The sequence below is a fragment of the Amycolatopsis sp. FU40 genome, from assembly GCF_021903635.1.
In the GTDB taxonomy this organism is placed as follows: domain Bacteria; phylum Actinomycetota; class Actinomycetes; order Mycobacteriales; family Pseudonocardiaceae; genus Amycolatopsis; species Amycolatopsis dendrobii.
Genome location: NZ_CP091381.1, coordinates 4,598,474 through 4,622,900, shown reverse-complemented (window position 1 = coordinate 4,622,900; position 24,427 = coordinate 4,598,474). Strand labels below are relative to the sequence as shown.

The 24,427-nt window shown below is 69.8% G+C and carries 22 protein-coding genes and 1 riboswitch; of the genes, 12 read left to right on the top strand and 10 right to left on the bottom strand.

The genetic code is table 11. The features are described from left to right. Positions 1-6: 6 nt before the first annotated feature. Genes L3Q65_RS22090 through L3Q65_RS22080 form a run of 3 tightly spaced genes read right to left on the bottom strand, consistent with a single transcriptional unit; the run spans position 7 to position 2,694 of the window. On the bottom strand, positions 7-741 hold the full coding sequence (locus L3Q65_RS22090; protein WP_182894162.1) for an SDR family NAD(P)-dependent oxidoreductase: 735 nt from the start codon (positions 739-741) through the stop codon (positions 7-9). A 10-nt stretch (positions 742-751) separates the two neighbouring features. Then, a complete protein-coding gene (locus tag L3Q65_RS22085) occupies positions 752-1,897 on the bottom strand; it encodes an acyl-CoA dehydrogenase family protein (protein WP_237600695.1) in 1,146 nt (381 codons plus the stop codon). A gap of 2 nt (positions 1,898-1,899) precedes the next feature. Next, positions 1,900-2,694, bottom strand: a complete 795-nt coding sequence (locus L3Q65_RS22080) for an enoyl-CoA hydratase-related protein (RefSeq protein ID WP_182894164.1) — start codon at positions 2,692-2,694, stop codon at positions 1,900-1,902. A 115-nt stretch (positions 2,695-2,809) separates the two neighbouring features. Between L3Q65_RS22080 and L3Q65_RS22075 the strand changes: the two genes are divergently transcribed. Further along, a complete protein-coding gene (locus tag L3Q65_RS22075) occupies positions 2,810-3,436 on the top strand; it encodes a TetR/AcrR family transcriptional regulator (RefSeq protein ID WP_182894165.1) in 627 nt (208 codons plus the stop codon). 1 nt (position 3,437) lies between these two features. On the opposite strand, the gene argS is transcribed toward L3Q65_RS22075, so the two are convergent. From argS to L3Q65_RS22060, 3 genes are all read right to left on the bottom strand, one after another. Beyond that, on the bottom strand, positions 3,438-5,156 hold the full coding sequence (gene argS, locus L3Q65_RS22070; protein WP_237600694.1) for an arginine--tRNA ligase: 1,719 nt from the start codon (positions 5,154-5,156) through the stop codon (positions 3,438-3,440). 57 nt (positions 5,157-5,213) lie between these two features. Further along, positions 5,214-6,503: an MFS transporter gene (locus tag L3Q65_RS22065; protein WP_237600693.1), complete on the bottom strand. Its 1,290-nt coding sequence runs from the start codon at positions 6,501-6,503 to the stop codon at positions 5,214-5,216. Between the two features lie 475 nt (positions 6,504-6,978). Continuing rightward, a complete protein-coding gene (locus tag L3Q65_RS22060) occupies positions 6,979-9,096 on the bottom strand; it encodes a RecQ family ATP-dependent DNA helicase (protein ID WP_237600692.1) in 2,118 nt (705 codons plus the stop codon). A 190-nt stretch (positions 9,097-9,286) separates the two neighbouring features. On the opposite strand from L3Q65_RS22060, the gene nadD reads away from it, so the two are divergent. Genes nadD through L3Q65_RS22035 form a run of 5 tightly spaced genes read left to right on the top strand, consistent with a single transcriptional unit; the run spans position 9,287 to position 12,510 of the window. Beyond that, positions 9,287-9,862 (top strand): nicotinate-nucleotide adenylyltransferase, encoded by a 576-nt coding sequence (gene nadD / locus L3Q65_RS22055; RefSeq protein ID WP_237600929.1) that lies wholly within the window; start codon positions 9,287-9,289, stop codon positions 9,860-9,862. A 45-nt stretch (positions 9,863-9,907) separates the two neighbouring features. After that, positions 9,908-10,315, top strand: coding sequence for a ribosome silencing factor (rsfS, locus tag L3Q65_RS22050; protein ID WP_182894170.1), 408 nt, complete (start codon positions 9,908-9,910; stop codon positions 10,313-10,315). Further along, positions 10,312-10,926, top strand: coding sequence for a histidine phosphatase family protein (locus tag L3Q65_RS22045; RefSeq protein ID WP_182894171.1), 615 nt, complete (start codon positions 10,312-10,314; stop codon positions 10,924-10,926). Before rsfS ends, L3Q65_RS22045 begins: the two co-directional genes overlap by 4 nt. 5 nt (positions 10,927-10,931) lie before the next feature. Next, positions 10,932-11,660: a diglucosylglycerate octanoyltransferase gene (octT, locus tag L3Q65_RS22040; protein ID WP_037813716.1), complete on the top strand. Its 729-nt coding sequence runs from the start codon at positions 10,932-10,934 to the stop codon at positions 11,658-11,660. Between the two features lie 4 nt (positions 11,661-11,664). Further along, complete coding sequence (locus L3Q65_RS22035; protein WP_182894172.1) at positions 11,665-12,510, top strand: DegV family protein; 846 nt, start codon at positions 11,665-11,667, stop codon at positions 12,508-12,510. A 153-nt stretch (positions 12,511-12,663) separates the two neighbouring features. Here the strand turns inward: L3Q65_RS22035 and L3Q65_RS22030 are convergent, their stop codons facing one another. Then, on the bottom strand, positions 12,664-13,239 hold the full coding sequence (locus tag L3Q65_RS22030; RefSeq protein WP_237600691.1) for a GNAT family N-acetyltransferase: 576 nt from the start codon (positions 13,237-13,239) through the stop codon (positions 12,664-12,666). Between the two features lie 791 nt (positions 13,240-14,030). On the opposite strand from L3Q65_RS22030, the gene L3Q65_RS22025 reads away from it, so the two are divergent. Then, positions 14,031-14,771, top strand: coding sequence for a ComEA family DNA-binding protein (locus tag L3Q65_RS22025; protein WP_237600690.1), 741 nt, complete (start codon positions 14,031-14,033; stop codon positions 14,769-14,771). Next, positions 14,768-17,146 (top strand): ComEC/Rec2 family competence protein, encoded by a 2,379-nt coding sequence (locus L3Q65_RS22020; RefSeq protein WP_237600689.1) that lies wholly within the window; start codon positions 14,768-14,770, stop codon positions 17,144-17,146. The genes L3Q65_RS22025 and L3Q65_RS22020 overlap by 4 nt, the downstream gene beginning before the upstream one ends. Positions 17,147-17,170: 24 nt before the next feature. Here the strand turns inward: L3Q65_RS22020 and thrC are convergent, their stop codons facing one another. Next, entirely contained in the window at positions 17,171-18,436 is a 1,266-nt protein-coding gene (gene thrC, locus L3Q65_RS22015; protein WP_237600688.1) for a threonine synthase, read from the bottom strand. Positions 18,437-18,449: 13 nt separating this feature from the next. After that, a riboswitch (SAM riboswitch) is annotated at positions 18,450-18,583 on the bottom strand. A 131-nt stretch (positions 18,584-18,714) separates the two neighbouring features. Here thrC and holA point away from each other — a divergent pair. Further along, a complete protein-coding gene (gene holA / locus L3Q65_RS22010) occupies positions 18,715-19,686 on the top strand; it encodes a DNA polymerase III subunit delta (protein WP_182894177.1) in 972 nt (323 codons plus the stop codon). Positions 19,687-19,847: 161 nt separating this feature from the next. Here holA and rpsT read toward each other — a convergent pair whose 3' ends face one another. After that, a complete protein-coding gene (gene rpsT, locus L3Q65_RS22005; RefSeq protein WP_182894178.1) occupies positions 19,848-20,108 on the bottom strand; it encodes a 30S ribosomal protein S20 in 261 nt (86 codons plus the stop codon). 395 nt (positions 20,109-20,503) lie between these two features. Between rpsT and L3Q65_RS22000 the strand changes: the two genes are divergently transcribed. Beyond that, entirely contained in the window at positions 20,504-21,367 is an 864-nt protein-coding gene (locus tag L3Q65_RS22000) for a DMT family transporter (RefSeq protein ID WP_237600687.1), read from the top strand. A gap of 22 nt (positions 21,368-21,389) precedes the next feature. Beyond that, on the top strand, positions 21,390-21,764 hold the full coding sequence (locus L3Q65_RS21995; RefSeq protein WP_009081033.1) for a VOC family protein: 375 nt from the start codon (positions 21,390-21,392) through the stop codon (positions 21,762-21,764). Here the strand turns inward: L3Q65_RS21995 and L3Q65_RS21990 are convergent. After that, positions 21,761-22,372, bottom strand: coding sequence for a class I SAM-dependent methyltransferase (locus tag L3Q65_RS21990; protein ID WP_237600686.1), 612 nt, complete (start codon positions 22,370-22,372; stop codon positions 21,761-21,763). The genes L3Q65_RS21995 and L3Q65_RS21990 overlap by 4 nt on opposite strands. A gap of 116 nt (positions 22,373-22,488) precedes the next feature. Here L3Q65_RS21990 and lepA point away from each other — a divergent pair, with 116 nt between their 5' ends. After that, positions 22,489-24,339, top strand: a complete 1,851-nt coding sequence (gene lepA, locus L3Q65_RS21985) for a translation elongation factor 4 (protein WP_182894181.1) — start codon at positions 22,489-22,491, stop codon at positions 24,337-24,339. Positions 24,340-24,427 lie beyond the last annotated feature (88 nt).

Sequence of the window (24,427 nt, the reverse complement as noted above, 5' to 3'; positions counted from 1 at the left end):
TCCGGGTCAGCTCATGGTGAGGCCGCCGCTGACGCTGACGGTCTGGCCGGTGACATAGGCGGCCTCGTCGGAGGCCAGGAAGGCGACCACGTTCGCGATGTCGGACGGCTGCGCGAGCCGCCGGAACGGGATGGCTTTCGTCAGTGCTTCGCGCAGCTTCGGGTTGTCTCCGCCGAGCGAGGCGAACAGTTCGGTGTCCGCCGGACCAGGGCAAACGACGTTGGCGTTGACCGTGTTGCGCGCCAGTTCCCGGGCGATCGACTTCGTGAACGCGATGATGCCGCCCTTCGCCGCCGAGTACACCGCCTCGCCCGACGAGCCGACGCGACCGGCGTCCGACGCGATGTTGACCACGGACCCGAAGCCCTGCTCGACCATCACCGGCAGCACCTCGCGGCAGGTGTTGAGGACGCCGTAGAGGTTGATCTGCACGACGCGGTCCCAATCGGCGCGATCGGACTCCACGAACGGACCCGCCTTGTCCCAGCCTGCGTTGTTGACCAGCACGTCGATCCGGCCGAACTGCGCGCGGACCTGCTCGACCGCGCCGGCGACGGACTCGGGGGAGGTGACGTCGGTCTTGACGCCGAGCCCGCCGATCGCGGCCGCGGTTTCCTTCGCGGTGGTCTCGTTGATGTCGCTGACCACGACGGTCGCGCCCTCGGCGGCCAGCTTCCCGGCGATGCCGCGGCCGATGCCCTGACCCGCGCCGGTGACGATGACGACTTTGTCTTTGAGCATGTTTTCTCCTTTAGGGGGCGTAGGCGCGGCCGAGCAGATTGCGCGCGATGACGAGCTTCGACACCTGTGCGGTGCCGTCGCCGATTTCGAGGCCGATCACGTCGCGAAGCCGCTGCCCGACGGGACTTTCGCTGGAGTACCCGAGGTGCCCGAAGGTCAGCAGGCACTGGTGGATGGTCTCGGCGGCCAGCTTCGGCGCCCAGAACTTCGCCATCGCGGCCTCGGTGCTGTGCTCGACGTCGTTGTCCTTCCGCCACAACGCCTCGTAACAGACGTGCCGGGCTCCGCGCAGGTAGGTCGCCTGCTCGGCAAGCGGGAACGCGACGCCCTGGAAGGTGCCGATCGGGCTGCCGAAGGCCTCGCGGTCGCGCGACCATTGCAACGCCTCGTCGAGCGAAACCTGCGCTGCGCCAAGGCAAGCGAGGCCGATGATCGCGCGCGAATAGTCGAAACCCTGCATCACCGAGACGAACCCTTGGCCCTCGCCGCCGACCAACGCTTCCTTCGGGACGGGCAGCCCGTCGAAGTGCAATGAAGCGCGTCCGATCGCCCGGCTGCCGAGGTCGTCGAACGCCGCCCGCGAGACATGCGCGTCGTCCAGTTCGACCCAGAACGCGCTGACGCCGCGGGCGCCGGGGCCGCCGGTGCGGGCGAGCACGAGCGCGACGTCAGCGGACATGCCCAGCGTGATCGACGTTTTCTCGCCGGTGAGCCGCCAGCCGTCGCCGTCCGGTTCGGCCTTCATCTCCAGCTTCGCGGCATCGGTGCCGTGCCCGGGTTCGGTGATGCAGAACGCGGGCACGACCTCGCCGGACGCGATCGGCGGCAGCCACGCCGCCTGCTGCTCCTCGGTCGCGTTGCGGGTGAGGATGTCGCTGACCAGCGCGCTGACGATGATCAGGTAAGCCGCGTTGAAGTCGCCGCGCGCGACCTCCTCGGCGGCCATCCCGGCGACGACCGCGCTGGCCTCCTGGCCGCCGTGCCGTTCCGGGATGCGCAGGCCGGTCAGGCCCATCGAGGCCAGGTCCGCGACGAGCTGAGGCCGCAGCTTCGCCGCCTTGTCGTCGGATTGGTAATGCGGTGCAAGGACTTTCGCCGCGAACCGGCGCAGCTCTTGCCGGTAGGCGTCCTCGTCGCCGGTGAAGGTGAAGTCCATGGTCAGTGCCAGTTCACGTGCGAGACGAAGTCCGGCTTGCGCTTCTCCGCAAACGCTTGCGCACCCTCCAGGCCCTCCGGCGAGGCAGTGAACAGGTCGAGCGCGGACATGGCCAAATTGGACAGTCCGGCCTGGTGATCGGTGTCCGCGTTGAAGGACTGCTTGAGAAACCGCAGTGCGGTCGGGCTCAGCGCGGCAGCGTCCTGGGCCCACGCCTTGGCGGTCTTGAGCAGTTCGCCCGGCGGGACGACGGCGTTGACCAGGCCCATCCGCTCGGCTTCGGCCGCGTCGTACTGGCGGCAGAAGAACCAGATCTCGCGTGCCTTCTTCTCGCCGACGACCCGTGCGAGATACGCCGAGCCGAACCCGGCGTCGAACGACCCGACCCGCGGACCGGCCTGGCCGAACCGCGCGGTCTCGCTGGCGATCGTGACGTCGCACAGGACGTGCAGCACGTGCCCGCCGCCGATCGCGACGCCGTTGACCGCGGCGATCACCGGCTTCGGGATGTCGCGGATGAGCTTGTGCAGGTTGCCGATCTCGAACATGCCGCTCTCGGTCGGGCCGTAGTCGCCGGTCTCCGCGCGCTGTTTGACGTCGCCGCCGGTGCAGAACGCCTTCTCGCCGGCTCCGGTGAGGATCACCGCCTGCACGTGCTTGTCCGCCCACGCCAAGCGGAACGCCTTGATCAGCTCGTCGACCGTCCGCCCGCGGAAGGCGTTGTAGCGCTCCGGCCGGTCGATCGTGACGACCGCGGCCGGACCGTCGATTTCGTACCGGATGTCCTCGAACTCCATCGTTCGCTCCCGTCTGTCGTCTGACCACGGTGACAAAATTTGACTGATGAGTCAAGAGTTGAACGCGTAGTCAGCCGGTAGGCTTCCAGGACAGCGGAAAACCGGGAGGAGCAGGATGGGCGCGGTGAAACCGCCGTCCGAGCGCGTTCAGCGCAAGCGGGGCAAGCGGATCCAGGAGATCCTGACGGCGGCGGCCGAGCTGTTCGGCGAACGCGGCTACGACGCGGTGAGCCTGGAGCACGTCGCCGAGCGCCTGGACGTCACGAAGGGCTCGCTGTACTACTACTTCTCCAGCAAGGACGAGCTGGGCACGGCCGCGATCGAGACGCTCGGCGACGAGTGGACGGCCCGGCTGGAGCACCTGCTCGAACGCACCGAGGGCACGCCGGAAGTCCGGCTGCGCGCGTTGATCCACGAGCACGTCACGGTCGCGGTCAACGACTATCCGGCGGCGCTGCGGCTGTTCCTGATGCCGCGCGAATGGCCGAGCGCGCAACGCGAGCGGATCAAGGAGCTCCGCCTGCGCCACGACGCGCTTTTCCGCGCGCTGATCGAAGAAGGCTTAGCGAGCGGCGAGTTCGCCGTCACCAGCGTCGACACCGTGCTGCAGTGCATGCACGCAGCGATGAGCCAGGCTCCGACGTGGTGCGGTGAACTGCCGCCCGCCGCGCGGGGGAAAGCCGTGGACGAGGTCGCCGACACGCTGATGGCGCTCGTCCACATTGGACAGCTCGGCCGCTGAGCTAGAGGCGGTTCGGGGCTTCGATGCCCAGCAACCCCAAGCCCTGCACGAGCGTGCGCGAGGTGAGCTTCGCGAGCTGCACCCGCGAAGCGCGCAGCTCGGACGTCTCCGCGGTCAGCACCGGGCACTGTTCGTAGAAGCGCGAGAAGGTGACTGCGGTGTCGTACAGGTACGTACAGAGCTTGTGCGGCGCGTACGCGGACGTCGCCGCGCTGATCGCTTCGCTGAACCGCAGCAGCGTCAGCGCGAGCGCGCGTTCCGCCGGTTCTTTGAGCAGCACTGGTGCTTCTTCGGCGGTTTCGCCTGCCTTGGCGAGGATCGACTCGATCCGTGCGTGCGCGTACTGCAGGTAGACGGACGTATTGCCGTCCTTGGCGAGCATGCGGTCCCAGTCGAACACGTAGTCGCGTTCGCGGTCGCTGGAAAGGTCGGCGTACTTCACCGCGCCGATCCCGACCGCGTGCGCGACCTCCTGCTGCTCTTCCTTGCTGAGCTGACTGCGCTCGGCAACGACTTCCGCGGCCTGCGCGACCGCTTCGTCGAGCAGGCTGGAGAGTTTGATCGTCTCGCCGGCGCGGGTGCGGATCACCTTGCCGTCCGCGCCGAGGATCGAGCCGAACCCGATGTGCTCGGCGTGCACGCCGTCGAGCCAGCCTGCCGCACGGGACACCGCGAAGACCATCGCGAAGTGCTGTGCCTGCGGGGTGCCGACGACGTACAGCAAGTCGGTCGCGCCGCGTTCGGCGGTCCAGTACCGGACGGTGGCGAGGTCGGTGGCCGCGTAGCCGTAGCCGCCGTCGCGTTTGCGGACGATCAGCGGGAGCCGGTCGCCATCGCGGTTGGTGAAGCCGTCGGGGAACACGCAGACCGCGCCGTCGCTGATCTCGGTGAGCCCGTCGGCTTCGAGCTCGTCGACGACCTCGCCCAGGTACGGGTTGTAGAAGCTTTCGCCGTAGATGTCGTCGTCGGTGAGCGTGATGCCGAGCCTGCGGTAGGCGGCGTTGAAGTGCCGTGTCGACTCGTCGACCAGCTCCTGCCAGAAGGCGAGCGTTTCCGGGTCGCCGCTCTGGAGTTTCACCACCCGCTCGCGGGAGCGGTTCGCGAAGGCCGCGTCGGCGTCGAACTTCCGGCGCGCGGCCTGGTAGAACGCGTTGAGGTCGCTGCGGTCGCCGGACGGTTCGTCGAGGTGGTGCTCGATGAGCATGCCGAAGGGCGTGCCCCAGTCGCCGAGGTGGTTGTGCGGCAGCACTTCGTGCCCGGCGAAGCGCAGCAGCCTGGTGATCGCGTCGCCGATCACCGTGGAGCGCACGTGCCCGACGTGCATTTCCTTGGCGACGTTGGGACTGCTGTAGTCGAGCGCGACCCGGCGCGGCTGTTCGGCTTCCGCCACGCCGAGCCGGTCGTCCTTCGCCTGCTCGGCGACGCGCTGCTCGAGCCATTCGCGGCGCAGCACGAAGTTCAGGAATCCGGGCCCGGCGATCTCGGGCCGGTCGGCGACGCCGTCCAGTTCCAGGTTCTCGACGATCCCGGCGGCGACCTCGCGCGGCGGCTTGCCGAGCCGTTTGCCGAGGCTCATCGCCAGGTTGCACTGGTAGTCGACACCGTCGCGAGTGGACACCGCGATGAGCGCCGCGGACGGGTCGAGATCGACGTCGAAGGCGCGGCGGAGAGCGGCCACCACGCGTCGGGCCAGTTCCTCACTAACCTCGGGCTTGCGCACGGTGTCCCTCCTTCGCGTAGTCGATCGGCAAAGCCTACCGACCGCGCGCGAACGGGTTTACCTCAGTTCGCTGCCCTTCGTTTCGGGCATCCGGAAGATCACGAAGAACGCGATCGCCGCCCCGGCGGCTACGTACCAGAAGAACGCGGTGGCAGCGCCCGCCGCGGACAACGCGCTGAGCACGAGCGGCGCGGTCCCGCCGAACACGGCGACGGTCAGGTTGTACCAAGCGCCGATGCCGAGCCCGCGGAGTTCGGTGGGGAAGAGCTCGCTCATGATCGCCGGGGCGAGCGAGGTCATCGCGGTGTAGAGCGCGAGGCCGACGCAGAACACGATGAGCAGATTCCCGAACCCGGGCCGCACGAGGTAGGAGAGCGGGACGATGACGAGTGCCGTCGCCCCGGACCAGACCAGCAGCTGAGGCCGCCGCCCGACCCGGTCCGCGAGGGCGCCCATCGGGTACTGGAGGACGACGAACAGCGCGGTCGCGATGGAAAGCGCGAGGAAGGTGTCGACGTCGTCCGCGCCGCGCCCCTTGACGGCGAAGGACGTGAGGGCGCTGAAGAAGGTGTAGTAGCACAGCGTCGAGAGCATCGAGAACCCGATGAGCTGCCCGACCGCCCGCGGATGCTGGGTGATCGTGGTGAGCAGCGGCCGCTGAACCTGCCGCGCGGTCTCCTTTTTCTCGTGGTATAGCTCGGTTTCCGCGAGACTGCGGCGCAGCCACAGCCCGACCAGCCCGAGCACCCCGCCGAGCAGGAACGGAATCCGCCAGCCGAACGAGCTGAGATGCGCCTTGTCCATCGTGCGGGCGAGCACGAACCCGAGCACCGTCGCGATGAGGACCGCGGACCCGGTGGAGATGTAGAAGAAGGACGAGTAGCGCCCCCGCCGCTCCTTGGGCGCGACCTCGCCGAGGTACGCGGAAGCGTTGGAAACCTCGCCGCCGAGCGAAAGCCCCTGCGCGATCCGCGCGAGCAGCAGGAGAATCGGAGCGAGCCACCCGACCTGCGCGAACGTGGGAAGCAGCCCGATCGCGACCGACCCGCCCGCCATCAGCGAAATGGTGAGAATCATGGCGGGCTTGCGCCCGTGCACGTCGGCGAACCGCCCGAGCAGCACGCCGCCGAGCGGCCGGAAGAAGAACGCGAGCGCGTAGGTCGCGAACGTGTTGATCAGGGCGAGCGTTTCGTTGCCAGGAGGGAAGAACGCGCCGGCGAAGTAGATGCTGAAGGTCGCGTAGATCGTCCAGTCGAACCACTCGAGCGCATTGCCCGCGCTGGCAGCGAACAACTTCCGCACCGGCAACCGATGCCGGGCGATGCCTTCGGTCGCAGAACCGGCCATCGGGCAACCTCCACACGTCCGCACGGGTGGAACGGGACTTTGCCAGAAATGCCCGGAGATCGGTAGATCCCGGCAAAGGATGGCAGTTGGTGCTTGTCCCACTGCGGTCCGTGACGCGGGATTGCCTTTGCCGCAGGCGATGCTGCTGGGATGCGAGTGGCTCGTCGGTCGCCGTGCGAGCAGACGGAACGTCGGCGGCCTCGCGCCCGGTCCCCGCTCGGCGCACCTGGCAGCCAGCCGTCGCCTCCGGCCGCCGAAGCCGATCGCGCCTAGCCGATCGCGCCTAGCCGATCGTGCCTAGCCGATCGTGCCTAGCCGCCTAGCCGCCGAAGCCGATCGTGCCGCCGAGCCGATCGCGCCTAGCCTCCAAGCCGCCGAGCCGATCCCGCACGACGGCCCAGGCATGAAGGCGCCCACCAGCCGCCGACCCCGGCCACCCATGCCGTCCCGCCCAGCCACCCAGGCCCAGCTCGCCTCAAGCAGTAGTGGCCAGCGCGAACGGCAGCACCCCCTCCGCCCCGGCCCGGCGCAGCAGCCGTGCCGCCAGTGTCATCGTCCAGCCGGTGTCGATCAGGTCGTCCACCAGCAGCACGGGTCCGCGCGTCTGCGCGACGCTCGCCGCCACGTCCTCCGGCAGGCTCAGCCTCCGCCACAGATCGGCCAGCCGCTGCGCGCTGTTCGCCTGCCGCGGCGGCGGTCCGGCCGACGCCAGCTCTCCCAGGTAGTCCAGCCTGCCGATCGCCGACAGCCGCAGTGCGAGGCTGTCCACCAGTTGCGGCCGCGTCGCCGACGGGATCGCCACCACCGCCACCGGACGTTGCGCCCACTGCCATCCCGCGAGCACCTTCACGCACGCGTCGAAAACCGAGTCGGGGACCTCGGCGTCCGGCGCGCCCGGGCCGAGCAGTTCGCGCAGCCTGCCGCCCCAGCCGACGTCCGTGAGCCGGCCGAGCACCTGTCCCGGCTCGGCCTGCTCCTCCGTCTTGATCCGTCCCGACAGCGGCACGTCGAGCCCTTTCATCCCGCTCGGCCACTGTTTCCGCGGCGCCACCTCGACCCCGGGCCGGTCCAGCCGTTCCCGCGTGGCGCCCGCGATCTCGTCGGACACCGCCGTGCTCCAGTGCTCCCCGGTGCAGTTGTCGCACCGGCCGCACGGCGCTGCCTCCGGATCGTCGAGCTGCCGCCGCAGATACTCCATCCGGCACCCGCCAGTGCGGATGTACCCGAGCATCGCCTCCTGCTCCGCCGCCCGCGCGACACCGACGCGTTCGTACCGTTCCCGGTCGTACTCCCACGGCTGGCCGGTGCTCTCCCAGCCGCCGCGCACCCGGCGCACCGCACCGTCCACATCGAGCACTTTCAGCACCATCTCCAGCCGAGACCGGGAAAGCTCGACCGACGGCTCCAGTGCGGCTGTCGAAAGTGGACGGTCGGCGTACGCGAGCGCGTTGAGCACCTGCGTGACGCGCAGTTCGTCCGGGAACGCCAGCGACCCGAAGTACGCCCAGATCGCCTTGTCCTCCCGTCCGGGCAGCAGCACCACCTCGGCCCGTTCGACGCCACGGCCGGCGCGGCCGACCTGCTGGTAGTAGGCGATCGGCGACGACGGCGCGCCGAGGTGCACCACGAACCCGAGGTCCGGCTTGTCGAAGCCCATCCCGAGCGCGGACGTCGCCACCAGCGCCTTGACCCGGTTCTCCAGCAGGTCGTCCTCCGCGGCCTGGCGGTCGGCCGGATCGGTCTTCCCGGTGTAGGCGGCCACCGGATAACCGCGATCGGACAGCAGCGCGGTGACGTCGTGCGCGGCGGCGACGGTGAGGGTGTAGATGATGCCCGACCCCGGCAGCTCCGCCAGGTGTTCGGCGAGCCACGCCAGCCGCGCTTCGTCGCTGGGCAGTTCGGCCATGGCCAGCCGCAGGCTTTCCCGGTCGAGCGGACCGCGCAGGACGAGCGTGTCCGTCTCGCCGCCGATGCCGAGCTGCTCGGCGACGTCCGTGGCCACCCGGTCGTTCGCGGTCGCGGTGGTGGCCAGCACCGGCACGCCTTCCGGCAGATCGCCCAGCAGCGTGCGCAGCCGCCGGTAGTCCGGCCGGAAATCGTGGCCCCAGTCGGAAATGCAGTGCGCCTCGTCCACCACCAGCAGGCCGGCGCTGGCGGTGAGCTTCGGCAGCACGCTGTCGCGGAAGTCCGGGTTGTTGAGCCGTTCCGGACTGACCAGCAGCACGTCCACCTCGCCCGCGGCCACCGACGCCTGGACCTGGTCCCACTCCTGCGCGTTCGCCGAGTTGATGGTGGCCGCGTGGATCCCCGCCCTGGCGGCGGCGGAGATCTGGTTGCGCATCAGGGCGAGCAGCGGCGACACGATCACCGTCGGCCCCGCTCCCTGTTCCCGCAGCAGCGCGGTGGCGAGGAAGTACACGGCCGACTTCCCCCAGCCGGTGCGCTGCACGACGAGCGCGCGCCGGTGGTGCGCGACCAGCGCCTCGATGGCGGTCCACTGGTCCTCTCGGAGGGCGGCGCTGTCCCCGGCGAGCGCCCGGAGCAGGGCTTCCGCGCGGGTCCGGAGGTCTGGGGTGGTGTCGGTGATGTCCACGTCCCCCGGTCTACCCCATGCCCCCGACAATCCGGGAGCCGCCCGGACCGCGACGGACAGTTTCCACCTGAGAACGCACAGTTATGTGACTCATGTCACAACAGTAACCTAGGTCGCAGTCGCGACGGGAAGCCCTCGCGTGCCCGCGCGTATAGGCTCACCGGCTATGTCACCACGCCGGATCGGGGTCATGGGCGGCACCTTCGACCCCGTGCACCACGGCCACCTCGTCGCGGCCAGCGAGGTCCAGTCGCGGTTCGCGCTCGACGAGGTCATCTTCGTGCCGACCGGGCAGCCGTGGCAGAAGTCCGGCCGCCGCGTCACGCGCGCCGAGGACCGCTACCTGATGACGGTCATCGCCACCGCGTCCAACCCGGTCTTCTCGGTGAGCCGGGTCGACATCGACCGCGGCGGCCAGACCTACACCGTCGACACGCTGCGGGACCTGCACGAGGAGTACCCGGACGACGAGCTGTTCTTCATCACCGGGGCCGACGCCCTAGAGCAGATCCTCACCTGGCACAAGGCCGGCGAGCTGTTCGACTTCGCGCATTTCATCGGCGTCACCCGGCCGGGCTACCGGCTCAATTCGCACCATCTGCCGAGCGGCAAGGTGAGCCTGGTCGAGGTCACCGCCATGGCCATTTCGTCCACCGGATGCCGCGAACGCGTCGAACGCGGCGAGCCGGTCTGGTACCTCGTGCCCGACGGCGTTGTGCGCTACATCGCCAAGAAGGACCTCTACCGCAAGGACGCCGATGCCTGACCGGGTACCCTCGTCCGGGCGTACCCGAAATCTTGAAGGAGCACTGTGGCAGCGACGTCCGAGGCACGGGACCTGGCGGTGGCGGCCGCGCACGCGGCGGCGGACAAGCTGGCCAGCGACGTGGTCGTGCTGGACGTGTCCGAGCAGCTCGTGATCACCGACGCGTTCGTGATCGCGTCCGCGGCCAACGAGCGGCAGGTCGGCGCGATCGTCGACAACGTGGAGGAGAAGCTCCGCCTGGAGGGGCACAAACCGGTGCGGCGCGAAGGCGCGCGCGAGGGCCGGTGGGTGCTGCTCGACTACGTCGACGTCGTCGTGCACGTCCAGCACGCGGACGAGCGCTCGTTCTACGGCCTCGAGCGGCTGTGGAAGGACTGCCCGCGGATCGAGGTCGAAGGGCTGGCGACGGTCCCCGCCAACGACAGCGACGACGCGGACGGCCCGGAGGCGTGAGCCCGCGGCGGCTGCTGCTCTGGCGGCACGGCGAGACGGACTACAACGCCGCCGGCCGCATGCAGGGACACCTCGATTCGGCGCTGACCCCGGTCGGCTGGAACCAGGCGCGCTTCGCCGTGCCCGCGCTCGCGCGGTTCGCGCCGGAGCTGGTGATCGCGTCCGATCTGCGCCGCGCCACTGACACGGCGACGGTGCTCACCGAGGCGATCGGCGTGCCGCTGCAGATCGACAAGCGGCTGCGCGAGACGCATCTGGGCGAGTGGCAGGGCCTGACCGGGGCCGAGGTCGACGAGGGTTATCCCGGCGATCGCGAGCTGTGGCGCGGCGACGCCGCGTGGGCCCCGCCGGGCGGCGAGTCCCGCGTCGAGGTCGCCGAACGCGCGGCCGAGGTGGTCGACGACCTGATGCAGCCGAACTCCGGAGCCGGGGAATCGGTGCTGCTCGCCTCGCACGGCGGCCTGATCCTCGCGCTGACGGCGAAGCTGCTCGGCCTTCCGGTCGAGGTCTGGCCGTCGCTGGGCGGGATCATGAACTGCCACTGGGTCGACCTCGGCCACCGCGAGGGGAAGTGGCGGTTGCACGCGTACAACGCGGGCATCACCGGCTGACCCGAATGAGCCCCCAGTTGCTCGTCTTCGGCGATTCACTCTGTTTCCACGGCCCCGAGGGCCCTTGCGCGGCCGACGATCCGCGCCTGTGGCCCAACGTCGCGGCGAACGCGCTGTCCGGACAAGCCGACCTCGTCGCAGGTATCGGCTGGACCGCACGCGACCTGTGGTGGTCTCTCACTGGCGACCCGCGCGTGTGGGCGGATCTGCGGCGCGTCGACGCTGTCGTGCTCGCTGTCGGCCACATGGACACGCTGCCGTCACCGTTGCCGACTTATCTGCGTCAGGGCCTTCGCTATCTTCGCCCTGACGGCGTGCGTCGCGTTGTACGCGGCGCCTATCTCGCTGCGCAGCCACGGTTGTCTGTCGTGATGCGCGGACGTCCTCGCGTGCTTCCTGCGCGGCTGACCGTGAGCTATCTGGACCAGTCCGTCGAAGCGTTGCGCGCGTTGCGGCCTGAGTTGCCTGTGTTCGGGATGCTGCCTTCGGTGCACCGCGCTGATGCGTACGGACGCGTACACACGGGACGCGCCGAAGCGGCCGCTGCAATCGCTTCGTGGGCCGCGCGACGCGAAGTGCCGTTGCTCGACACGCCCGGCGTGGTTGGCGAACATGTCTTGAGCGGCGCGGGAAATCCCGACGGCATGCACTGGGGATGGGCCGGACACGAAGCCGTCGGCACCGCGATGGCGAAACTCGTTGCCCCGCACCTCGGCTCCGGCCACGTAGGCTGACGACGTGTCGGTCGCCGTGGTCACGGACTCCACCGCGCACCTGCCCGAAGGCTTCGCCGAGCGGCACTCGGTGCGGGTGGTGCCCTTGCACGTCCTCGTGGAAGGGGCGTGCTCGCTCGACGGCATCGAGATGGGTCCCGCCGCGCTCGCGGAAGCGCTGGGGGAGCGCAAGATCGTCACGACTTCCCGGCCGACTCCCGCCGAGTTCGCCACCGAATTCCGGGCCGCGCTCGACGCGGGCGCGGACGCGGTCGTGTCAGTGCACCTGTCGAGAGAGCTGTCCGGCACCTGGGAAGCCGCCGTTCTGGCAGCGGAAGAAGTCGGCTCGGACCGGGTCCGCGTCGTCGATTCCCGCACCACAGCGATGGGTTTGGGCTTCGCCGCCCTGCACGCCGCGGACGCCGCCGCTTCCGGGGCCAGCCCAGCGGAAGTCGAAGAGGCCGCGACGAAAGCGGCCGAACGGTCGTCGACGTTGTTCGTGGTCGAGACGTTGGAACACCTGCGCCGCGGCGGCCGGATCGGCTCGGCCGCGGCATTGTTCGGCACCGCGCTGGCGGTTAAACCGGTGCTGCACATGTCCGACGGCCGGATTCTGCCGCTGGAGAAAGTGCGCACGATGAACCGCGCGATCGGGCGGTTGGTCGAGTTGTCCGTACAGGCGGCGGGCACCGGGCCGGTCGAACTGGCGGTGCATCATCTCGCGTCGCCGGAGCGAGCCGTCGAACTGGCGAACCGGCTCGAAGAAGCGATCCCGGGGTGCGCCGGGGGATGCGTGGTGTCGGAGATCGGCGCGGTCATCGGTGCGCACACCGGGCCTGGCGTGCTCGGCGTGGTCGTGCAGCGCGCCTAACCGGATTCCGGGTTGCCGAATCGCGCGAGCAGGTGCCAGACGCGCTTGAGGTCTTGTTCGTCGTGGCCAGCGGCTTTTCCGAGTATCCGCGGGTCGAGGTGCCCTTCCCCGGCGAGTTCGGCGCCGAGCGCGGCGAACTCCGGCCCGCGGTAATCAGGGTGCCGGAGCCGCCCGGATGCGCGGAACCTCTTGGGCGGCAAGGATTCGAGTGCCCTCGGCGAGAATTTCGTCGAGGTAGCCGTTGCCGCGATGCTCGGGCAGGACGGCCAGGTAGCCGATGACGGGGTGGTAATCGTTGCGCGCCGGCGTGACGAACCCGACCGGCGTGCCGTCGGGCAGCGCGGCGACCCGCCACCAGTCCCGCAGGCTGCGGTCGTGCGCCAATTCGTCCTCGTAATGCCGGATCGCCGCTTCGCGAGCGGACATTCGGGCGAGATCGTCGCGGCTGTGGGCGTCGAGCGTTCCGTCCAAGACTCGGGTCATCAAGTCGAGGACCTCGTCTTCGCCGCGGATCTTCCGGAAGACCAGCCGTTTTTGCGGCGGGGCGACCGGAGTCCCTTGCCGCCGCTCGAAACGCAGCCGCTCGGCGAGCAGGCGAGCCCCAGTCTGTTCGAACGCCGTCATCCGGTCCTCGACAACGCTTCGGGTCTCGGCTTTTTCGCGCCAGTCAGGTGTTTGAGGCAAGATCTCCGCCATCGCGGTCCGGAGCAGCCGAGCGCCGACGGTCACCTCCTCAAGATCGAAGAAGTCCAGCAGAAACGTTCGTCGGCGCGGCCCCACCACGCTGCCCTGGCGACGAGCTCGCCGCCGCGGAGCGCGACCCACGTCCACTCCGGCCGGTGGCGAGTTCGTGGTCGAGGGTGCGGGCGAGTCGGCAGAAGAGATCGAGTTCTTCTTGCCCGGAGATCGGGCGCAAGGTCAGGCCGTTGTGGTCCACAGCTGCGGCAAGCTCCCGTTCGACAGCTGGCTGCCAGGTCTGGCGGATGAGGTCGGCGGATGCGAAGGCCTTTCGATCACCGGTGCCGCAGGCCGAACCCGCCAGTATGACCGCGTGCCCCGACAAGCTCCGGCGCGTGACCTGCGCTGACCGGCGAGTTGTCCCCAAGGGGCGGGTTGTCCACAGATCGCGCGGAACCCTCTCGCCGCCGGACCGGCCGACGCCTAGCGTCGATCGTGTGTTCGAGCACTCCGCCCGAGACCAGGGCACTCCCGTCAACGTCAGGCTCACCTGGCTGGCCGACCAGCTGGCCGCCGTTCCGCACCTCGCCGGACCCGGCAGCGGGCCGGCACGCCGCTGGCTGCCTCTCGGTCGCGCGGGCCGGTCAGCGCGCAGCCGGGGGAGTGCGGCGGCAACGGCAGGCAGCCAGCCGCCCACGGGCACGGAGTGGGAACCGAACTCTCGCCCGTCTGCGGGCGCTGACGGCGCAATGCCGCACTCCCGCACCGCGGGTTCGAAAGCTGGGCTGTCTGCTGACAGTTCACCACTACTGGGCGGCCCGTCGGCGGACGGTGCGCCGCTCGTGCGGCCACCGGGCCGCAAAGCCCGCCTGTCCGCACTCGCCGACAGCCCAACCCCTCCGGAAAGCCCATTGCCAGGCGGCAAACTGGTCCGCAGCTGGCTGCCGGAACACACCGAACATCGCCTGGCCCGTCGCTGGCTCCCCGGCTCAACCGGTCTGCCGGGCTTCCTGGGCCGCCGGGGAATGATCTTCGCCCTGGCTTTGCTGGCAGCCGCTGCCGTCATCGCCGGAGGCTTGGCCATCTTCGGTCGCTCACCCGCGGCCGAAGTCGCCCCGCCGCTCCCGGCGGCGCGTGCGCAAGTGCCGCACGCGTCGAAAACCAACGAGAACCTGGTAATCAGCGTAGTCGGCCACGTGCGCTCGCCGGGGCTGGTTACCGTGCCGGCGGGTTCCCGCGTCGCCGACGCACTCCGCGCAGCGGGCGGTGCCAACCCAGGCGTCGACCTGACCGCACTGAACCTCGCCCGCAAACTCACCGACGGGGAGCAGGTGGCGGTCGGCGTCCCGGCTGCGCAAGCAGCGCCGGCGGGCTCAGGAGCCGCAGCCAGCAAAGTCGACCTGAACTCCGCGACCGCCGAACAACTCGACAGCCTCCCCGGCGTCGGTGAAGTCACCGCCCGGCGGATCACCGACTGGCGCACCCAGCACGGCGGATTCTCGAGCGTGGAACAACTCCGCGACGTCGACGGCATTGGCCAGAGCAAGTTCGAGAAGCTCCGCGAGCAGGTGACCGTCGGATGAAGCTGGAAATCGAGGAAGAGGCGCGGCGCGATCACGATTTCCGTCTCGTTCCCGCTGCCGTCGCCGGATGGGCGGCCACGCTCGCCGGACTGCAACTCGGCTGGTGGGTCGCAACAGTGATCGGTGCCGTAGCGGTGGTCGGCGCTGCAGTGCTCCTAGCGCGCGGTCGTGCCAGATACGTCGGAGCCGGGGGAGCGCTGCTGCTGGTCGGGCTCATTGCTGCCGTGCCAACCGCGCTGCGCATTCACGACGCAGCGTCCGACCCGTTGGGGGCCGCTGCCGCACGTGGCGTCACCGCGACGCTGCGGGTCGAGATCAGCGAGCGGCCGCGGCCGATTCACCAAGCTGGCTATGCGGACCAGCAAGCAGGAACCAGGTCGGTGGCGATCCCCGCCCGGGTCGCAACGGCCACAGTGGACGGTCAGCCAGTCGAATCGACCGGCCGGGCCCTGTTGCTGGCACCAGTCGCGGAATGGGGCGGCTTGCTGCCCGGCCAGGAGGTAACGGCGTCCGGTCGCCTCCTGCCCGCACGCGGCGGCGAGCTAACCGCGGCAGTCCTCTCCGTTCGTGCCGCGCCAGTCGGCGTCGGGCCAGCACCGTGGTGGCAGCAAGCCGCTGCGGCCCTGCGGAACAGCTTGCATTCGCTGTGCGCGATCCTGCCGGAAGAACCAGCGGGCCTTCTGCCCGGACTGGTGCTAGGCGACACGAGCGCGCTGCCGCAACGGGTCGAGGGGGAGTTCAAGGCCTCCGGGCTCACCCACTTGATGGCCGTGAGCGGCGGGAACCTTGTGATCATCGGTGGAGCCGTCCTGCTGCTGTGCCGATTGGTCCGAGCAGGTCCGAGGTTGTCCGCCGCAGCGGCTGGCACCTGCTTGGCGGGATTCCTCGTCCTGGTGGGCCCTGAACCGAGCGTGGTGCGGGCAGGCGTCATGGGCGGCATCGGCCTGCTCGCGCTGGCACTGGGACGACGTGGTTCAGCGTTGCCCGCATTGGCCTTCGCGGTGTGCGCACTGGTGGCGTGGGATCCGACGATGGCGGGTAATTTCGGCTTCGCATTGTCGGTGCTCGCCACGGCGGGGCTGGTGCTGCTCGCGCCGCGCTGGGCGGATTCGTTGGTGCGAAGGGGAGTTCCAGCCGGTTACGCCGAAGGGCTCGCTGTTCCGCTAGCCGCGTTCGTGGTCACCGCGCCCATCATCGCCGGTATGGCAGGCACGGTCAGCCTGGTCTCCGTCGTGACCAATGTCCTTGCGGCGCCAGTAGTTGCGCCGGTGACTGTGCTGGGAGTGCTGGCAACAGTCGTCGGACCGTGGTGGCCAGGTGCGGGTCAGGTGCTGATCCACGCAGCAGATCCGGAAGCCCGATGGCTGATCACCGTCGCCCGGCATGGGGCGAGAGCGCCGGGCGCGACGCTGTCCTGGCCTGGCGGCTGGTGGGGCGGACTGTGCGCGGCGGCTTTGCTGGTCGCAGTCGTGGTGGCGGCGCGGTTTCGTCGGATCCGGCTGCTGGTGGCGATCGGACTGGTCGTCGTGCTGTTGACGGTCGTGCCTGCCAAAGTCTTGGCACCTGGCTGGCCGCCGGACGGCTGGGCGATGGTGGAATGCGATGTCGGACAAGGAGATGCGGTCGTCCTGGCCACCGCCGAGCCTGGCCGCGCCGTGGTCGTCGACACCGGGCCGGAACCAGGGCCGGTCGACGAATGCCTGCGAAGGCTGGGCGTCGAGCGGGTGCCGTTGCTCGTGCTGAGTCACCTGCACGCGGATCACATCGGCGGTCTCGCCTCGGTATTCGACGGTCGGGCAGTCGGTGCGATCGCGGTTGGACCAGGGCGTGCTCCGGCGTGGGCGTGGCAGTCGGTTTCCGGCGAAGCGCGGCGTCGTGGCGTGCCGCTGGCGCAGTTGAGCGATGGGCAGCGGCTGGAATGGCCGGGGCTGTCGCTGGAGGTGCTCGGTCCGCGCTACGCCACCACGCGTGCACCGGCGTTGCAGGACGGCACGATGATCAACAACAGTTCGGTCGTCCTGCGCGCCGAAACAGCGGCTGGCCGGGTCTTGCTGACCGGAGACGTCGAACTGGCCGCACAGGCGGATCTGCTCGCCGAGGGCGTCGACCTGCGAGCGGACGTCCTGAAGGTGCCGCATCACGGCTCGCGGTATTCGCTGCCGCAGTTCCTCGCGGCGGTGCGGCCGCGCACGGCGCTGATCAGTGTCGGCGCGGGCAACGGATACGGCCATCCGAGCAAGTCCACAGTGGACGTTCTCGGCACGATGGGAGTGCTGGTCACCCGGACCGATGTGGACGGTGACACCGCCGTCCTGCCGGAAGGAAGCGGCCCGGCGGTTGTGCGCCGGGGCGAGCCGCGGGGTCCCCCGCGGTAGTGCGGAGGACCCCGGGCCGGTGCGTCAGTAGCCGAGCGCCTTGGCGACGGCTTCGGCGGACGGCGGCACGGTGGCCTTCGGGCCGATGTGGTTCTCGACCGCGTCGAGGGTCTTGAGGCCGTCGCCGGTGATGAGGAGGACGGTTTCGGCGTCCGGGTCGAGCTTGCCGGTTTCGACGAGCTTCTTCGCGGTCGCCACGGTGACGCCGCCCGCGGTTTCGGTGAAGATGCCTTCGGTGCGCGCGAGCAGCCGGATGCCTTCGACGACCTCTTCGTCGGTGACGTCCTCGATCGCGCCGCCGGTGCGGTTGACCACGTCGAGCACGTACGGGCCGTCGGCCGGGTTGCCGATCGCGAGCGAGCGGGCGATCGTGTCCGGCTTGACCGGCTGGACGACGTCGTGGCCGTTGCGGTACGCGGTGGAGACCGGCGAGCAGCCGGTGGCCTGTGCGCCGAAGACCTTGTACGGGCTGGCGTCCACGAGACCGAGCTGGCCCAGTTCGCGGAAACCCTTGTCCACCTTGGTGAGCTGGGAACCGGAGGCGATCGGCACGACGATCTGCTCGGGGATGCGCCAGCCGAGCTGCTCGGCGACCTCGTAGGCGAGCGTCTTCGAGCCCTCGGAGTAGTACGGGCGGACGTTGACGTTCACGAACGCCCACTTCGGGTGCTCGGCGGCCAGTTCGGTGGCGAGCCGGTTCACGTCGTCGTAGTTGCCGTCGACGGCGATCAGGTCGCCGTCGTAGACGGCGGTGGTGAGGATCTTCGCGCGTTCGAGGCTCTTCGGGATCAGCACGACCGACCGCCAGCCGGCGCGGGCCGCCGCGGCGGCGGTCGCGTTGGCCAGGTTGCCGGTCGACGGACACGCGAGGACCTCGAAACCGAACTCGCGGGCGGCGGCGAGCGCGACGGCGACCACGCGGTCCTTGAACGAGTGCGTCGGGTTGCCGGTGTCGTCCTTGACCCACACGCGCTTGAGGCCGAGTTCCTTCGCGAGCCGGTCGGCGCGGACGAGCCTGGTACAGCCGGGTTCGGTGTTCGGAGTCTCCTCGACGGTCGAGGGGACGGGAAGGAGCTTCTTGTAACGCCAGATGTTGCGCGGGCCCGCCTCGATGTCCTCGCGGCGGACGCGGCCGAAGTCGTAGGCGACCTCGAGCGGCGAGAAGTCTTCGACGGAGACGAATTCCGGAGCGAGCGGCTGCCGGTGCCCTTCTTCCTTCGACACCAGTTCGACGGCCGGACCGAGGTCGATCGTCTTGTTGGCGGAGGTGGCGCTGAGGGCTGCAGTCATCGCGAGGTTCCTTTCCTCATCTGCCCCGCCGAAGCGGGCCGGAATTGGCACCGTGGTCGTCAGCTACCCCGCGATCGCGGGATGACAGGCTGTACGCCGGTTGCCGGGGCTTCGTCGGGCCGTTCCCTCTGCCCCTCTGGATGAGCGGTATTCGGTTGTCGGAGCGCCGGTGGGCGCGTCCTCGGCTACACCGTACGACATCCCGATCAGCTCGTGCCACGGAGGCGGCCCACATCACCGGAGCGGACGGCCCGGCGGCCGGGTGAGAAGATGGCCGGGTGACCACCGCACCCGCGCCGCTGCACCTCGTCACGGGCGAGGAAGAACTGCTCATCGAACGGGCTGTGCGAGCGTCTCTCGACGCGGCCAAGGCCGCGGACCCGACGGCGGACCTCACGCGCATGCGGGTGTCCGATCTCACACCGCCCGTGCTGGCCGAGCTGGTGAGCCCTTCGCTGTTCGCCGAGGGGCGCGTCATCGTGCTGGAGTCGGCGCAGGACATCTCGCAGGAGCTGTCCGACGCGGTCCTCGCATACGTGAAGGCACCCGCCGACGGCATCGTCCTCGTGGTCGTGCACAGCGGCGGCGGGCGGAGCAAGGCTGCCAAGGCACTGCCGGGCGCGCTGAAAAAAGCGGGCGCGGAAATCACCGAATGCCCCAAGCTCACCAAGCCGGCCGAGCGCGAGGCGTTCGTCCGCAACGAGGTGCGCCGAGCGGGCGGCAAGATCGACGCCGCGGGGCTGATGGCGCTGCTCGACTCGGTCGGTTCGGACCTGCGCGAGCTGTCCTCGGCGGCGACGCAGCTGGTCGCCGACACCGGGGGAGTCGTCGACGAGCAGGCGGTCCGCCGCTACCACACCGGACGCGCCGACGTGACCGGCTTCGCGGTGGCTGAGAAGGCCGTCGCGGGCGACCGGGCAGCCGCGATGGAGTCGCTGCAGTGGGCGATGCAGCTGGGCGTCCCGCACGTCCTGGTGGCCGACGCGCTGGCCGACGCGGTCCGCACGATCGCTCGCGTGTCCGCGGCCGGGCGCGGCAACCCGAACCAGATGGCGGGCGAACTGGGCATGCCGCCGTGGAAGATCCGCAAGGCGCAAGGGCAGTCCCGCGGCTGGGGCCAGGACGGCCTGGCGACCGCGATGCGCGTCGTGGCGCGGCTGAACGCCGAGGTCAAGGGCGCGGCGGCCGATGCGAACTACGCGCTGCAGCGCGCGGTCCTCGACGTGGTCGCGGCCAAGGGAGACCGCTGAGTTTCAAGGCGCCTGCCGCCGCGACCGTTCCTCCGGAGCCGGAGCCGGAGCCGGAGCCGGAGCCGGAGCCGGAGCCGGAGCCGGAGCCGGAGCCGTCCCCTGCTCAGCACACGGAAAAGGCCCGGCAGCCAAAGCCGCCGGGCCTTCCGGAAAGACTGCGCTCAGAGCTGGTTCGCGCGCTTCGCGAGAGCCGACTTCTTGTTCGCGGCCTGGTTGGCGTGGATGACGCCCTTGGTGACGGCCTTGTCGAGCTTGCGAGCGGCGTCGCGCTGCAGTTCGAGGGCCTTGTCCTTGTCACCGGCGTCGGCGGCCTCGCGGAACTTGCGGATCGCGGTCTTCACCGAGGACCGGATCGCCAGGTTGCGCTGCCGCGCCTTCTCGTTCGTCGTGATGCGCTTGACCTGCGACTTGATGTTGGCCATGGAGGCGTTCCTCTTTCACTCGGTGAAGGTCGCTGCCGCGTTTCGTGTGGCTCCGGATCAGTCCCGAGGGACTGCCGGGTTTCCTCCCTGACGGAATGCCGCACGGCAACAGTCGAAAATCTTAACAGCCCTGCTCGCGGCGCTGGAGACGGCCCCGGAGCCGGCAACCGTTCGGCGTTCCGTCCGCGGCTCGGTTACGGTGGATCTCGGTAGTGCCTAGGGTTCCGTCGCCTGCCCGTGGTCCCGCGGAGCGGGTCGCGAAAGACAACGAGGGCGGGCGGGCCTGGTCCGAGCGGCACCTTCGGCGGGACACCGAGCCCTGCCGTTCATCTGACGGGACAAAAGCCTGGAGGACCCGGTCTTCAGCGTGCGCTGAAAACCTGAAAGGGTCGCAGATGAACACCTCTGCCCTCGCCATGGTCCTCGTCGCCGCCGTCGTGCACGCCGCGTGGAACCTCGCCGCCAAACGGGTTTCCGGCGGCGGTCCGCGATTCGTCTGGCTCTACTACACGGTTTCTGCCGCAGCGATGCTCCCGGCGATCGCGGTCGCGCTGGCAGTCGAACCGGAGCGTCCACAATGGACGTGGCTGTTCGCCGCGCTGGGCACCGCGGTGCTGCACGTGGTGTACGGGATCGTGCTGCAGCGCGGCTACGAGGTCGGCGACCTGTCGATCGTCTACCCGCTGGCCCGCGGCACCGGGCCGCTGGTGTCGGTGCTCGTGGCTGTCACGGTCCTCGGCGAACGGCCCGGCGTGCTCGGGCTGGTCGGTGCCTTCCTCGTCGTCGCGGGAGTGCTGGTGATCAGCGTCGGCGGCAGCAGCGGCGACGCGAACGCTCGCCGTGCCGGAGTGTTTTACGGCGTCGCCACCGGAACGGTCATCGCGGCTTACACGCTCTGGGACGCGCACTCGGTCACGTCGCTCGGCGTGCCTCCGCTCGTCTACTTCGGCGGCGGCGCGATCGGCCAGAGCATCCTGCTCGCGCCGTCCGCCGCCCGCGGCCGGTCCGAGGTCAAGCGGCTGTGGCGGGACCACCGGCGCGAGGTGCTGATCGTCGGGCTCGCTTCGCCCGCCGGATACCTGCTCGTCCTGTACGCCCTGCGGATCGCGCCGGTCAGCCTCGTCGCGCCGGCGCGCGAGTTGTCGATCGTCTTCGGCGGGGTCGCGGCCTGGCTCGTGCTCCGCGAGCGCAACGCGGTCCGCCGCCTCGCCGGATCGCTGGTGGTGCTGGCCGGGATCGCTGCGATTGCGGTCGCCTGAGCCGCTCGGGTAGGCAGGAGCCATGGACGTACTGAGCAGCCGGGTGCTGATCCACCCCCGCGACCACGAGGTGTCCACCGCGTTCTACCGCGATGCCCTCGGCCTCGCGATCGAGCGCGAGTTCCCCGGCGGCACGCGGTTCTTCGCCGGCGGCGGGTCGATCGAGGTGGTCGGCACGGGCGAGGCGGGGCCCGGTCCGGACGTCAATCTTTTCCTCCAGGTCCGCGATCTCCCGGCGACGCTGGCCGAACTCGCCGGACGCGGGGTCGAACCGGTGCGCGAGGCCCGGCGCGAGCCGTGGGGCACCGACGAGGCGTGGATCGCCGACCCGGACGGGCTGCGGATCGTGCTCGTCGAGGTCCCGGAGGACCATCCGTTGCGCCGCGACCAGCGCTAGGCCGGTTTCACGGCCCGGAGCTGGGCGGCGAGCGCGGCGAACCCCGGCGGGTCCCAGGTCCAGGTCTGCAGGTCGGTGAATCCCGCGGCGGCGGCTTCGCCGGCCAGTTCGTGCCGCGTCACCGGAAGCCACTTCTCGTGCGCCGAAAGCAGCAGCCGCCCGCCCGGCCGCAGCACGCGGAACAGTTCGGCGAAGGCCGCCGGGCGGTCTTCCCAGAACTGGACGTTGTTCACGGTCAGCACGACGTCCGCGGACGCGTTCGCGCAACCGGTCCGGGCCGCGCTGCCCGCGCGCACCTCGGCGCGGTCTCCGCAGCGGTCCGTGCAGAGTTCGCGCATCTGCGGGGAGGGTTCGACGCCGATCACCTCGCCGGCGAGTTTGCTCGCCGCGTCGAGGCCGACTCCGGGGCCGGGGCCGATGACGAGCACGGTCTCGTCGGGTTCGAGGCGGGCGAGGCCGACGACGCGGTGCTCGGTCGCGGCGTTGCCGATCGCCATCAGCTTGCCGCCGAGCCTGCCCAGCAGCCCGCTGGGATGGCCGAAGGCCCGGTCGAGGGCGGCGTCGAGGACGCCGGGACCGGGCGGCGAGGGGGAGGGTGAAGTGCTCATGCTTCGAGGTCATCACGAGTCGCGCGGGGCCGCATCGGGGATGACCCCCACCCGCACCCGGAGGTCCATGGGACGATGGGGTACGGACATCCCCCACCATCCCGAGGACAGCCCGAGTGACAGCGCCCAAGACGTTCGCCGACACCACCTTCACGCCGCCGGAGTTGATCCGCAACTTCTGCATCATCGCCCACATCGACCACGGCAAGTCGACGCTGGCGGACCGGATGCTGCAGCTGACCGGCGTCGTCGAGGAGCGAGCCATGCGCGCGCAGTACCTCGACCGCATGGACATCGAGCGGGAACGCGGCATCACGATCAAGGCCCAGAACGTCCGGCTGCCCTGGCAGGTGGACGGCAAGGACCACGTCCTGCACCTGATCGACACGCCCGGCCACGTGGACTTCACCTACGAGGTCTCGCGGGCGCTGGAGGCGTGCGAGGGCGCGATCCTGCTGGTCGACGCCGCGCAGGGGATCGAGGCGCAGACGCTCGCGAACCTGTACCTCGCGCTCGAGAACGACCTGCACATCATCCCGGTGCTGAACAAGATCGACCTGCCCTCGGCGGACCCGGAGAAGTACGCGGCGGAGATCGCGCACATCATCGGCTGCGAGCCCTCGGACGTGCTGCGCGTGTCGGCGAAGACCGGCATGGGCGTGACCGAGCTGCTGGACGAATGCGTGCGCCAGGTCCCGCCGCCGGTGGGCGACGCGGACGCGCCCGCCCGCGCGATGATCTTCGACTCGGTCTACGACACCTACCGCGGCGTCGTGACGTACATCCGCGTGGTGGACGGCAAGATCACGCCGCGCGAGAAGATCAAGATGATGTCGACCGGCGCGACGCACGAACTGCTCGAGGTCGGGATCATCTCGCCGGAGCCGAAGGCCAGCAAGGGACTCGGCGTCGGCGAGGTCGGCTACCTGATCACCGGCGTGAAAGACGTGCGCCAGTCGAAGGTCGGCGACACCGTGACGTCCGAGCGGCACGGCGCGACGGAACCGCTCGCCGGGTACCGCGAACCGAAGCCGATGGTGTTCTCCGGGCTGTACCCGGTGGACGGTTCGGACTACCCCGAGCTGCGCGAGGCGCTGGAGAAGCTGCAGCTCAACGACGCCGCGCTGACCTACGAGCCGGAGACGTCGGTCGCGCTGGGCTTCGGCTTCCGCTGCGGCTTCCTCGGCCTGCTGCACCTGGAGATCACCCGGGACCGGCTGGAGCGCGAGTTCGGCCTCGATCTGATCTCGACCGCGCCGAACGTGGTGTACCGCGTGGTGCTGGAGGACCGCAGCGAGGTCGTCGTCACGAACCCGTCGGACTGGCCGGGCGGGCTCAAGATCTCCGAAGTGCACGAGCCGGTGTCCAAGGTGAGCATCCTCGCGCCGTCGGAGTTCGTGGGCACGATCATGGAGCTGTGCCAGGCGAAGCGCGGCACCCTGCTGGGCATGGACTACCTGTCCGAGGACCGCGTCGAGCTGCGCTACACGATCCCGTTGGCGGAGATCATCTTCGACTTCTTCGACACGCTGAAGTCGCGCACGCGCGGCTACGCGTCGCTCGACTACGAGGAGTCCGGCGAGCAGGTGGCGGACCTGGTGAAGGTCGACATCCTGCTGCAGGGCGAGACGGTGGACGCGTTCTCCGCGATCGTGCACAAGGACGCTGCCTACACGTACGGAAACCGCATGGCGACCCGCCTGCGCGAGCTGATTCCGCGGCAGCAGTTCGAGGTCCCGATCCAGGCGGCGATCGGCTCGCGGATCATCGCGCGCGAAACGATCCGCGCCATCCGCAAGGACGTGCTCGCCAAGTGCTACGGCGGCGACATTTCGCGGAAGCGAAAGCTGCTGGAGAAGCAGAAGGAAGGCAAGAAGCGGATGAAGACGGTCGGCCGGGTGGAAGTGCCGCAGGAGGCCTTCGTCGCGGCACTGTCCACTGAGGACAACGGGAAGAACAAGAAGTAGCACCACCTTCGGGTGAACGGCGGCTCCGGGTTTCCGGGGCCGCCGTTTTTTGTCGGTGGCGGGTGGTGTCCTCAATTGCTGACAGGGA